This is a genomic window from Halobellus sp. GM3 (assembly GCF_052545375.1).
On the sequence record NZ_JBQWLT010000010.1, the window covers coordinates 115,761 to 127,873 of the forward strand.

At 52.6% G+C, this 12,113-nt stretch carries 9 protein-coding genes; 5 read left to right on the plus strand and 4 right to left on the minus strand.

Annotated elements, in window-relative coordinates:
- Positions 1-21 precede the first annotated feature (21 nt).
- From ACT3HL_RS14930 to ACT3HL_RS14940, 3 genes are all read right to left on the minus strand, one after another.
- Positions 22-957 carry a hypothetical protein gene (locus ACT3HL_RS14930; protein ID WP_445087575.1) on the minus strand — a complete coding sequence of 312 codons (936 nt, stop codon included), beginning with the start codon at positions 955-957 and terminating at the stop codon, positions 22-24.
- Positions 958-2,081: 1,124 nt separating this feature from the next.
- Entirely contained in the window at positions 2,082-2,324 is a 243-nt protein-coding gene (locus tag ACT3HL_RS14935) for an AbrB/MazE/SpoVT family DNA-binding domain-containing protein (RefSeq protein WP_445087583.1), read from the minus strand.
- 1,068 nt (positions 2,325-3,392) lie between these two features.
- Positions 3,393-4,157 (minus strand): IclR family transcriptional regulator domain-containing protein, encoded by a 765-nt coding sequence (locus tag ACT3HL_RS14940; protein WP_445087576.1) that lies wholly within the window; start codon positions 4,155-4,157, stop codon positions 3,393-3,395.
- A gap of 399 nt (positions 4,158-4,556) precedes the next feature.
- Here ACT3HL_RS14940 and ACT3HL_RS14945 point away from each other — a divergent pair, with 399 nt between their 5' ends.
- Both ACT3HL_RS14945 and ACT3HL_RS14950 read left to right on the plus strand, forming a co-directional pair.
- Positions 4,557-5,681 (plus strand): hypothetical protein, encoded by a 1,125-nt coding sequence (locus ACT3HL_RS14945; RefSeq protein WP_445087577.1) that lies wholly within the window; start codon positions 4,557-4,559, stop codon positions 5,679-5,681.
- Between the two features lie 124 nt (positions 5,682-5,805).
- Complete coding sequence (locus ACT3HL_RS14950; RefSeq protein WP_445087578.1) at positions 5,806-6,099, plus strand: 2Fe-2S iron-sulfur cluster-binding protein; 294 nt, start codon at positions 5,806-5,808, stop codon at positions 6,097-6,099.
- 129 nt (positions 6,100-6,228) lie between these two features.
- Here ACT3HL_RS14950 and ACT3HL_RS14955 read toward each other — a convergent pair whose 3' ends face one another.
- Positions 6,229-6,933, minus strand: a complete 705-nt coding sequence (locus ACT3HL_RS14955; protein ID WP_445087579.1) for a YfcE family phosphodiesterase — start codon at positions 6,931-6,933, stop codon at positions 6,229-6,231.
- A 317-nt stretch (positions 6,934-7,250) separates the two neighbouring features.
- Here ACT3HL_RS14955 and ACT3HL_RS14960 point away from each other — a divergent pair, with 317 nt between their 5' ends.
- The 3 genes from ACT3HL_RS14960 (at position 7,251) to ACT3HL_RS14970 (ending at position 11,883) form a co-directional block, all read left to right on the plus strand.
- Positions 7,251-9,149, plus strand: coding sequence for a PEP-utilizing enzyme (locus tag ACT3HL_RS14960; protein WP_445087580.1), 1,899 nt, complete (start codon positions 7,251-7,253; stop codon positions 9,147-9,149).
- A 295-nt stretch (positions 9,150-9,444) separates the two neighbouring features.
- The gene (locus ACT3HL_RS14965; RefSeq protein ID WP_445087584.1) at positions 9,445-10,506 is read left to right on the plus strand and encodes a zinc-binding dehydrogenase; all 1,062 of its coding nucleotides are present in this window, start codon (positions 9,445-9,447) and stop codon (positions 10,504-10,506) included.
- Positions 10,507-10,806: 300 nt separating this feature from the next.
- Entirely contained in the window at positions 10,807-11,883 is a 1,077-nt protein-coding gene (locus ACT3HL_RS14970; RefSeq protein WP_445087581.1) for a PEP/pyruvate-binding domain-containing protein, read from the plus strand.
- Positions 11,884-12,113: the final 230 nt, after the last annotated feature.

The window sequence follows — 12,113 nt, forward strand, 5'->3', positions numbered from 1 at the left end:
TAGGTGCAACCGCTCCAACCGCTACCGAAGCGTAAACGGTCCGGCTCTCGCCGTCTCTTTGGCGACGGTCACCAGTCGGAGCATATACGCTGTCAAGACGAGGTACGGCGCGAGCGAGACGGTGAAGGCGGCCGCGACAAAGCTCAGTAGCGGCGGCAACCCCAAGACGCTCGTCTCCGGAAGGACACCTGCGTTGATCGCCAGAATTGTCGCAGCCGTACTGATAATTGCCGGCAACGAGACTGCGAGCAGCCAGAGCGACAACTGCGATATCTCGCGGCTGTAATACAGCGTCTTGAAGTACTCTTTGCCGATAGCGAACAGCTCCAGCACCCTGATGAGGTCGTCGAGTCCCTCCCGCATCGGGTCCGACAGCTCCCGTTCGTGCGTTCGCTTGATCCGATCTACCCAGTCGAGATACCGTCCGTAGGCGAACTCCATCCCCATCCAGAGAACACCGAACTCCGCGCCGCTGATCTGGTCGGACTCCCGCTTCAGTTCGTTCGTCGCCTCCTCCAGCGCGGCGGCACAGGCCGCGACGTCCCTCGAGAGTTCGGTCTCCTCCTCCTCCTCTGTGAGTGTTTGGAGCGCCGACGCACGCCGCGAGATCACTGCGGCCATCACCGCCAGAAACGACGCTGGATCGACCGGGGAGTCCCCGTCTTCGGACAACTCTCCGACGCGCTGTCGAAACTCCATCACGCCCTCGATGCGACCTCTCTGGGTCTGCACGGACGTGATGTCGTGCGACAGAATGATCGAGTTGATCGAGACGACGATCGAGACGAGCAGGATGATCCCCCGGAGGAACGCCGTGAGAATCGTCTCGACCGCTCGCGTCTCCGTGAGCAGTTGCTGCATCTCGAACGTCCAGACGGTCCCGATCACCATCAGCGAGAGAAAGACGACTGTGAGCAGCGCGCCCGCGACCGCGTACCGGTGTGCGTCGAGCAGCAACCACCGAACGAGACGGATTCGGCCGTCTCGCCGCGGGACGGGAAGCCAGCTTCGCCGCTGTAATAGCCACCGGAGACGCGCCATCTTCGTTTCTGTGTATCACTGCGGGACGTGCCGGGTAAGGTGTTGTTACCGATAGGTGCCCATTTCAATATATCAGAATACGGTTTACTACCGGGGCTACGGAGGACGTCAACTGTTCAATCGCGTCACAGGGCAACGCCGCCGCGAAAAACCGGTCGAATTGGCATACCACTAGGCAGTTTACAGACCGGGGACAGCCAACGACTTCAGTCGTAGGGTGGCCCCGAGAGCGTGGAAAACGCATACTGGTGCGTGGTGCTCCCGAGTCCGCGGTACGGATGCCCGGACAGAGGTGGATGAAGCCCGCTATCGCGGTCGGGGCGCACGGCCCACACGTGCGACGAGTGGGGAGTCCCCTGTTGCGGGTATGGTCTGACTGGGAGGCGGTCAGGCGCTATGTATTCGGAAACGGTGGATAGTCTGTATCGGCTCAGCGCCGTGGTTGTCCAGTAGGGTTTACACGTCTTTGACGATTGCTTCGAGTACCCAATGGTAGCAATGAACACGCTGCGGTGACGAAGCGGACGGGCTCTATGACCATTTATCCCTCCTTGATTCCTGTTAATATACTGTATTACGATATATGGAAGCGCTGTCCAACATTTGAGACCAGCCGTCTCAACGCATCTGATTGGGTTCGGCGATCAAGGTCGTATTTCACTGTCCTCTTCGCGGAATCGATTCACGGCCACGTTGACATCGTCGAAATCGCCGTCAGAACCCGTGCAGGCTGTCGCCTCTTTCGCCGCTGCTGTGGCAAGTGTGTGTGCGTCACCAGCGACGTAGTCACGTTTGGAACCGACGGCCGACTCCCCGGCCCCTCGGCGGGAACGACATCAAACCAGTCTCGAATACGAGTGACGTACGCTTGCGCTGTCTGTGGGTCGTCACGACCACAGACGTACGGCACCTCAGTGCACGTACCGTATTCACGTCCCCTTCAGCTCACCACGCGGTCGATGATCGCTTCGACCGCAGCGCTTCCGGGATCGTCCCAGTAATAAGCATCAGTGGTTCTGCTTCGACTACGACGTGGTCCTTTAGTATTCCCGATCAAGACGCTGACTACGTGCTTCGTCACCCTCACGCTCATCTCGGAGGATGTCCGTCCCGCGTTCCGACGTGGTTGCGGCTCCACAGAAGTATTGGAGGTTCGGGAGCCGTTCGACGACAATCTCTCCGTCCTCGTTGTCCCGGATTCGAACTCCGCTGTCGGGTTCGATTCCGTGCTTCTCTCGAAGATCTTTGGGGATTGTGGCTTGGCCTTTCTGACTCAGATTGATGACCCGTCCTTCTCGGTTGTACTCTTTATCGTATTACTATAGTAGCGTTTGCAAGTCTTCGCGCATCCCATCGCACGACTGCGTGCGATCGAATGCGCACTCAGTTGCAAACGCCACTATATCAGATGTACAACGTTGCACCCTTTCGCAGTCGAGACCGCGTTAAGTATAGGGAGAGGCGTGACGAGGATACAGTGCTCTCTGCCGAAAACTATCCGCCTCAGCGAGTCTACTGGGTGATCTCGGGGTTTGGGGAGCGAGAACGGACAGCCAAAGCGATCACTGAAAGGGTATTCGCCACCACCTTGCTGAGTTATAACTTTCAAATACAGTTATTCTTCTCGAGGAGTTGGGTGTCGAACGGAGTCGTATTGCTGTGCTAACTGAGTGCAGAAATCGGATTTACAGCCAGCTGACGGTACGGGTCCGGATCGCGTGGCGGTCGATCAGAAGGCCACCCGAATCAACCACGAGCAGTGCTGGTGGCATGCTGCCATCGATCTAGTAACGAACAGAATCTTCTATTTACGGCTGTTTTCAACGTATACGATTTCAATAGATCGAAGTTTCTCGCGGGGTTAGCCGCGAAACACGACATCGAAGATGCCGTGTTTCTCGACGGTGATGCTGACGATCTTAACGGAGCATTCCGCTGAGAAAATCTTCAGCTATCGTGGCGAAATCCGCGTCATTTGTAACGGCATCAAACGTATATTCCACGAATTATAATAACGAACCTATTTGTTCCCAAACTGTTCCGCCACGGCGGTTCATCGACTGTGAAACGTGGCTGCAAGCTCACGCCGTCTGGAGGAATCATACTTTACACGACCTATAGGTATGGCAGAACTTTCATAGATTCAGATAAGCGAGCTTTGAACGACCAATAGTCAGAACAAACACATAACGATTCTCTATACCAGAACATATAACGACTGTACACCTGTTATTTTATGACGGTTCCGATGTATTGGAAGTCGAACAAGCAGGTGTGGGGATACGGAAATAGCCTGTACGCTGACAGAGGCGTACATATCAAAAAGGCTGTTCTCTAATGGATAACAGTAACTAAGAGTGTAGGAGATATCGGATCTCGCTGACGGCCTGCAATAACCGCTCGGAGTACTGAGTTTCGAGTTTTGATCGAATGTCTCTCGTCACCGGACAAGTGATTGAAAGCGCCCCCACCGTCTGGGAGGCTGGATCTTCGATAGCGACGCCGACGCTTGCTTTTCCGTCTGCTCCCTCTTCGATACTGGTTGCAAATCCGTCTGAACGGATCTGCTCGACCTCCACCCACAAGTCCTCTGGATCCGTGACTGTTTGCGGGGTCGCTGGCGGGAGTTCTGTTCGCTCTACGAAATTATTGATACGGTGATCAGGAAGCGAAGCAAGGATTGCCTTCCCGCGCGCCGATTGATGGAGGGGTGAACGGGATCCAATGTGGGTTTTGACATCGAGGGAGAGCTGGTTCGCTCGATATGTGATGATTTCATAATCGAAGGATGCGACAGAGAAAGTCGACGCAATACCGAGTTCATCGGCCAGTTCGTATACTTTCGGTCTCGCTCTCTGGCAGAGTTCGTTTGAGTTTCGTACTTTTCCTCCTAGGACCAGAAACTCGAATCCAAGTTTGTATTCTTGCTCGTGTTTGGTCGCATAGCCGTGGTGGACAAGCGTTTTCAGATGTTTATGCACCGCGCTCTTGGCTATTCCAAGGGAGTTCGCCACTTCGGTGACACCTGCACCGTCGAGATCACGGAGGATTTCGATAATAGATAACAGTGTTTCATCTGACTTTATCATTCCTTTCTGATTAGGCCCTTCATTCATATCCTTACAATTTTCTTTTTTGTACTTTAGCCTTTCTTCCCCTCGATCCGCTCCTCTTTGCCATCAGACGTTCACTAACAGAGAACACAAGTCTCTGTATTTCTCACAGGCCAAACGAGGGACCATCGCTTGTCACTCCAACGGACCCTCCACGCGCGGGTGAAACCAACGGTATACGCTGCGGTTCGTCGGCGATAGCGACTAATGCCCACTGTCGTTCTGTGGACAGTGTCCCTACAGCATCAACGCCTACTGGGCAGGATTCACAGCCTGCTGATGTGCCTAACTGATATATTCCACAATGGATTCAGCATACCCATTTGGGGAGTCGCTGAGTCGAGGGGCAACCAGATCGGCGCAATGTTTATATAGTAAAGTCATAAATTGAAGTATGTAGCTATGGATGAGACGTACGCAGATGCAAATAACCCAACGTACGGCGCTCGCTTTCCTGGCGGCCACCAAGACAAGTTCTTCGAGCTGTACCAGAAGGGAGTGGAAATCGGGACATGGGATGTAGAGGCGTTGATCGCAGACGCCCCGGTTCAGCAAGACAAAACCGAGTGGAAAAGAATGACCGATGAACAGCAACTCGTCTGGAGTAACCTCGTCGCTCGATTTCTGGACGGAGAACAGAACGTCGCGATCGATGCGACAAAGCTAGTTCAGATGGTTGACTCGCCGTATATTGATGATTCCGCGAACAAAGAGGCGTTTTATACGGGACTCCAGTTCGAGGAGGTGAAACATACTCAGTTCTGTGCATGGTACGCAGAGAACGTTGTCCCAGATCAAGTGTTCCCAACGATTGGAAAAGGTTCGCGACACGGACTCAGTCGGCTGGATGATAGCTCTAAGGCCGATCATTTTTCCGAACGGATCGAAGATATACTGAATACGGCTGTCTATACGAAACAGCCACATGATATCGCCCGTGCTGCGACGAATTATGGAATCTTCACTGAGGGTGTTCGAGCCCGGGTTCGGTATAGTCATATGAAAGAGATGGCCGAAGAGACAGATCTTCGGACTTGGCTCACTGCGATTGAGGAGATTTCGACTGACGAAGGTCGACATATTACTGGCCAGGTGGAACTTATCAAAGAGCTCGTTGAGAAAGAAAAAGACGGAATTGCTGATTACCAAGGCGTCAGCGATACCGTCTTGACTCAGCTGCAGGACGCAGTCAAACTACTTGCGAAAGGCGCCTTAGGTTCCATTTTCCAGATGCAGATAGTCAAAGATGAAAGGCTAGCTGATGAGGAATTCGATGACCAAGTTGACCATCACGTGAAATTACGAATGCGATACCTCAACGATATCTTCCGGGAAACTTTGGCCCTTCCCGGATACGACGATGACAATATCGAGCTACAGTTGAGAGCAGCCATAGACGAGATTAGAGGATCAGTCCCAGACACAGAGGCGTTTCTAGCGACGATCGAACACAATCGATCCGCTGCTCAAGATCTCCGGGAGTACGAAGACGGTATCGGTCTCGCATCCAGACCGGGAAATAGGTAGAGATCAGCGTAATGATTCCGATGATAGCCGTGTCCCAACGAACGACGATGGTCAAGTATAGGACCTCTCCACCAAGCATTGTGCCTTGGACTTCGGGTAGTTCCGCCACTAGCCAGACGAACCAATGACGAAGCACAAAATCGTCCTCGAAGACAAACAGGACGAGTACAAACTATCCGGTGTCGCTGAAGATCGGTACATACTGGATTGTGCCCTAGAGGCAGGAATCGATCTCCCGTTCTCTTGTCGGGAAGGAAATTGTACATCCTGTGTCGGAAAAGTTCTCGAAGGAGAAGTTGACCGCGGTGGGACAGCACTCGATCTCAGCGAGGAAGACGATGGATATGCCTTACTCTGCAGTTCCTACGCCAAGAGTGATTGCCGTATTGCGGTAAATGTCCAAGAGGACCTCTTTTGAGTAGTAGCGTCATCCGGGTATTCGTTTGAGTGCCGGTACGAGCTATCCCCTGATATTTGGGAGCACAGCGCGTTTGTCGATAACGAGAGAAGCTATCCTATCAGCAGACCTCGAGGGAGTCTTGCTCTTTCACTTGTATTGGGACTTTTCGTATGCGGTCTTCGTGCGACCGAATAGCAGTTCTCCGTTCTCCAAACCGTCGATTAGTTCTTCCGGAAGTTCGTTCTGTCTTAGTGCCTCCTGTGCCTGTTCAATATCGTATGATACCCGTCTGAGTCCGACTTCCCACTCTTCGCAATCGAGGAGCGCATACGCTGCACGTGGATCTCCGTCACGCGGTAAGCCAACACTGCCGGGATTCACGATTGTCGAGTCCTCAAACGAACGGACGGCTTGGACGTGAGTATGGCCTAGAACAAGTACCCGCTCATCATCGACGAGTGATGGACTGAAGTCACTGGGAAAAGTGTACTCTCGGGGGCTATCCGGCGCCCCGTGAGCGACGTGAACCTGACTATCCAGCAGATCAATCTCGACGGGCAACGCATCAAGGTACTCGAGGTGGTCTTCGTTGAGTTGGCTCCGCGTCCATTCAAAACACACTTCCGGAATTCGGGGAGGATCGGAAAAACCATCGAGGATACCTACTTCGTGATTGCCTCGGATTGACGTTATTTCGTGATGCTGGAACAGTTCGATAACCGTCTGGGGGAAGGCACCGTACCCGATTAGGTCCCCTGCGTGCACTAGTTTGTCAACCGGCGGCATATCGTTGAGGACGGCTTTGAGTGCAGGTGCATTCGCATGTACATCACTAAGCAGGCCAATACGCATACTCAATGTAGCCTCACTAGTTTACTTATACATTCTGGTTGAACTACCGGGATACAGTTTTGTTATCGCCGGGAACGGCCTGGAGAAGCCCTCGAAATCCCGCCGCTCTTTCGACTCGATGGGGGTCGGTTCAGCCCTCGGATCCCGTCCTGCAATCAGTTGCAAACGCTACTATAGCTTCCTCAAAAGCTCCCTCTCCCTCCAGTCCCGACTGATAGCGCCTTTTCGGCCAACAATCGCGTAACTACACACGATCTACTCATTGTCCCAAAGGTTTATTTAGTATTCTACTGTCTCACTAATTGACGTTCGGAACTATGAGCGATAATACCACCCAATCCAATCCGACGCAGGATATACCATCAGATAGATTCCCGTGGCCAGACGAACTGGATATCCCACCGGAGCTGGAAGGAAGCGAGGAGATGTATCCCGATTTCTTCCAGTTCGGCCGGAACTCCGACCGGGCATCCTACGAACGGGATCTCTTCTGGTTCTACGACAAGAAAGATACCTCGGAACCGATTCTTCCTTGGGATGCGACTATCAGTGCCGAAGCTGCTCATATGACGAGTGGACAGAACCTAAGCCGGGTCTTTGCCATACCTCCGAATATGTCTCTTGAATGGCGGATTGTTGGTGGATATTTCTACGTCTCTCCTGTCTCGTGTAGTGACGAAGAACTCCTTACTGAACGGACTGAGGTGTTTACTGAACGAAGTGATTATTTCTACGAAAATTTTGATGCGTTGTATCACGGAATTTGGAAGCCTCGAGTGAAGGAAATCGGTGATGAAATTGCATCACTTGATGTCCCAGACGATCTTCCGCGGTATGTTCCTGAAGAGACAGTCATCGAGGCAAAAGGGCAAAGCCAAGATACACTCACACTCATCCGAAACTACAATAGATTAACTGAACTGGTGATGGAAGCTTGGCAGCGTCATTTCGAGTACCTCTATCTCGTGTATTTCTCGTATCTCTCGTTCCGAGAGACCTGTTACGAGCTTTTCCCCGGAATTTCAGATGACGCGGTCGGAAAGATGGTCTCTGGAATGGAAGCTGACCTGTTCCGCCCGGATGAAGAACTTAACACGTTAGCCAAACTGGCCGTCGACATCGGCGGAGAGGTCGTCGATATCCTCACCAGCGAGGATGACCCCGCTACCAAGCGAAAACGGCTCAGCGACGCACACGGTGGCGACCGGTTCCTCGAAGCCCTCGACGATGCCAAAGATCCGTGGTTTTACGTCTCGTATGGTGACGGGTTCCACAGTAGTGATGGATCGTGGATCGATGATATGGTTGCACCGTATCAACACCTCTCCTCAAAAATAGAACGCCTACAATCGGGGGAATCGATCGGTCGAGACTTCGATCAGCTGCAAGCAGAACGTGACGAGATCGTCGAAGAGTACCGGGGGTACCTCGGCTCCGACGCCGAACGCGAACAATTTGATAAAGCTCACCGGACGTGTCTGGATGTCTACGAATACGCTGAGGACCACCAGTTCTGGGTCGAACACCGACTTCACACCATCATCTTCCAGAAGATGCGTGAATTCGGTGCGCTTGTTGCGAGCGAAGGGCTGCTTGACGATCCAGAAGACATCTTTATGTTTACCAAGTTTGAGGTCGCCGAGTTACTTGAGGAGGTTTGTGAGACGTGGGGTCTGGGTCCACAGGCTCACACCCCCATCGAGTGGAAACAGACAGCCGAAAATCGACGAAAGATGATGGATGCAGCACGCGAGTGGAGCCCACCGCCAGCTCTCGGTGAGCCCCCGGAGGAGATTACCGATCCGTTAGTCGTTATGCTCTGGGGAATCACAACCGAAACAGTTGAAGAATGGCTGGACGACGATTCAGAGGAAGATCAGTCTGGGCAGATCACTGGCTTTGGGTCTTCAAATGGAACGGTAACGGGTAAAGCCCGCATTGTCCGAAATACTGGAGAACTCGACGACTTAGAGGACGGAGAGATCATTGTCTGTCCACGAACCAGTCCCGCGTGGGCCCCGGTCTTCCCACGGATTAAGGGGGCAGTGACGGATGACGGTGGTATTACTAGTCATGCTGCGATCGTTTGTCGTGAATATGGGACTCCTGCGGTTACTGGAACCGGATCTGCCACAGACCAAATCGAGACTGGCGATATAGTGCAGGTTGATGGTGAAGCTGGCGAGGTTGAAATCCTCGAGCGCGCCGTTGACTAAGACGAGGGTTTTCACTTTGCAGTTAATCGGTGACGTATCGGTTGGTAATGGTCTGTCACCTATCATAGCAACAGTTCTCTACCTGTTATGACTCGATTGAGCCATTGTTATAGTAGCGTTTGCACGCCAGTGCACACTCGATAGCAAGACTGCGTGCGATCGGATACACAAATAGTTGCAAACGCAACTATTGAATGACAACGTCTGGAGCGCCCAGAATTTGAGGAAGAAGCAGTTCGACAAAGCCACTGGACCGGACCATTTATGTGATTACAAGATCTATTACATATGTAGAATGCGAGCTGCTGTATTCCAAGAGACGAATGAACCCCTCGTCATATCAGACGTGGAACGCCCCGAACCCGATCCAGATGGTGTCATTGTTGAAACGGAGGCATGTGGCATCTGTCGATCGGACTGGCACGTGTGGCGTGGTGACTGGTCCCATATGGGCAATAGTATTGAAAAGGGACAGATACTCGGGCATGAACCCGCCGGCACCGTTATCGAAACTGGCGAGGAGGTCACACAGTTTGAGGAAGGTGATCAGGTCGCAATTCCGTTCAATCTCGCTGATGGAACGTGTCATATGTGCTTGGAGGGGAAGTCAAACCTCTGTGCGAACGGTCAGAGCTTGGGGTTCCACAAGGGGGTACAAGGAGCGTGGGCAGAGTACGTGCACGTGCCGAAAGCTCATGTGAATGCTGTCCAGACTCCTGATGACGTCTCACCGGCAGAGATGGCAGCGCTTGGCTGTCGATATATGACTGCATTCCACGCTCTTGCCCATCAAGCCGAGGTGAGTGCGGGAGACAGGGTAGCTATTCATGGCTGTGGTGGCGTCGGACAGTCCGCAATTCAGATTGCGAATGCACTTGGTGCGAACGTTGTAGCGGTTGACATTACTCAGGATAAACTTCAACGAGCGGACGAACTTGGTGCCGAAGCCACCGTCAATGGCGGTGAGATCGACGATGTCCCTAAAGCAGTCAAAGATATCACAGACGGGGGAGTAGATATCTCAATCGACGCGCTTGGCATCGAAGAGACCTGCCGGAATTCTGTTCAATCTGTGCGCGAAACCGGGACACACGTTCAGGTCGGTATTAGCACTCAGGCGGAACAAGGGACCATCCCCCTCCCTACAGATACTATCGCTCTCAACGAGATCGAATTTATCGGGTCCAAGGGGATGCAGGCGACCAAGTACGAAGAAATATTCCGGATGATAGAAAGCGGAAAACTGGACCCCGAGTTGATTATCTCAGACCGAGTCGATCTTTCCGAAACGTCGGATGTACTCTTCGCCATGGATAACTTTGAGACGACGGGCATCTCCGTAATTACCAGCTTCTAGTAGGTTGACCTCCTTCCGCGCCTGAAGACGTGGGAATCCCACTACGGGATTTCAGGCCAGGTATGGTCTTACTGTTTCAAGACGCATCCGTTCCACACGTCGCCTGCTGTGTGTCAGTACCGGTGTGGCTGTCTTGTGGCGCGGTCAACCGCGCCACATCCTCAGCCGAGTCGTCGTCGTGAGTTGTGGGACGTACTTCTTGAGCGTATTCGTCGCATCTGTTTGCCTAGCATACGAACCTTAACACCTAGGGACAAAAGATATAAATATTAATTACAAAGAATGCTAATTGAACACACTATGTCGACATACACGCTACCATTTGCGGCTGAGGAGTGCAACAAGAATCAGGTTGATCTCGTTGGTGGGAAGTGTGCCTCATTAGGAGAACTGCTAAACGCAGGTGTGAAGGTCCCGCCCGGATTTGCGGTGACGACTGATTTCTACGACGTATTTCTAGACCGAACTGGACTTGACACCGATATCGAACAGCGACTCGACGGCGACCTTTCCGAGACACAAGCAGTTCGAGCCGCAAGCGAGGGCGTGAGACAGCGCATTCGAGAAGAGAATTTCCCGGCTGAACTCGAAACTGCACTGGAGAGTGCTTGGGACAGTCTACTCGCTGAAACCGCCAAAGACGCTGCGGACCTGTCTGTCGCCGTTCGATCGAGTGCAACGGCCGAGGACCTCCCCGATGCGAGTTTCGCGGGTCAACAAGACACTTACCTAGGAGTCAGGTCTCTATCCTCGGTCAAAAAACGGGTCAGAGACTGCATTGCCAGCCTGTTTACGGCACGTGCGATCAGCTACCGGGAAGAACGTGGTTTCGATCATAGAGACGTGAAGATCAGCGTTGGCGTTCAACGGATGGTGGATGCGAGGACTTCCGGTGTTATGTTTACACTAAACCCGGCGAATGGTGATCGATCGAAGGTTCGCATCGAGGCCAACTGGGGCCTTGGTGAGGCGGTAGTTGGTGGTCAAGTAACCCCTGACAGCTTCCTCGTTGACAAACCAGTGTATAAGATTGTTGACCGTGAAATCCCCGAGAAACAGGTTATGACCGTTATGACCAACGAGGGGGTTGTCGAAACCAAACCAGATCCTGAGAAACGTGATGTCCCGTCGTTGAGCGCTGACGAGATTATCGCGCTAACCGACCGCGCGAAAACCATCGAAGACTACTTCGGAAAACCCCAAGACATAGAGTGGGCGATCGAGGAGGATGATGACGACAAACGGTATTACATACTTCAAAGCCGACCGGAAACCACTTGGAACAACTCTAGTGAACTCGGATCTGATGACTCACCAACTAACACAACCGATTCGCCTGCAGGAACGATTCTGCGAAACGTTTCCGATTCGAACTGAGTGTTCAAATAAAGGCCAAAAAGTGAGGTGTAGCGCTTTCTGATTGAGTATGTCTGAAAGGGATTGATCTCGGCTAGGCCGTGATGATTCGTGGAGAACAAAAGCCACGCCAAGCTCTAACGAATCTCAGTATTCAGGCCATTCTTCTAAGTAGGCACTGTCTAGTTAGCGTAGATTGAGGAACGAGCAGGTCGTTGAGTATCTTATCCAGAGATGCTCGCAGACCTGCT

Excerpts from the sequence above, each read along its gene's own strand:
- ACT3HL_RS14940 (WP_445087576.1), bottom strand. The coding sequence starts at position 4,157 with ATGAATGAAGGGCCTAATCAGAAAGGAATGATAAAGTCAGATGAAACA.
- ACT3HL_RS14945 (WP_445087577.1), top strand. The coding sequence starts at position 4,557 with ATGGATGAGACGTACGCAGATGCAAATAACCCAACGTACGGCGCTCGC.
- ACT3HL_RS14950 (WP_445087578.1), top strand. The coding sequence starts at position 5,806 with ATGACGAAGCACAAAATCGTCCTCGAAGACAAACAGGACGAGTACAAA.
- ACT3HL_RS14955 (WP_445087579.1), bottom strand. The coding sequence starts at position 6,933 with ATGCGTATTGGCCTGCTTAGTGATGTACATGCGAATGCACCTGCACTC.
- ACT3HL_RS14960 (WP_445087580.1), top strand. The coding sequence starts at position 7,251 with ATGAGCGATAATACCACCCAATCCAATCCGACGCAGGATATACCATCA.
- ACT3HL_RS14965 (WP_445087584.1), top strand. The coding sequence starts at position 9,445 with ATGCGAGCTGCTGTATTCCAAGAGACGAATGAACCCCTCGTCATATCA.
- ACT3HL_RS14970 (WP_445087581.1), top strand. The coding sequence starts at position 10,807 with ATGTCGACATACACGCTACCATTTGCGGCTGAGGAGTGCAACAAGAAT.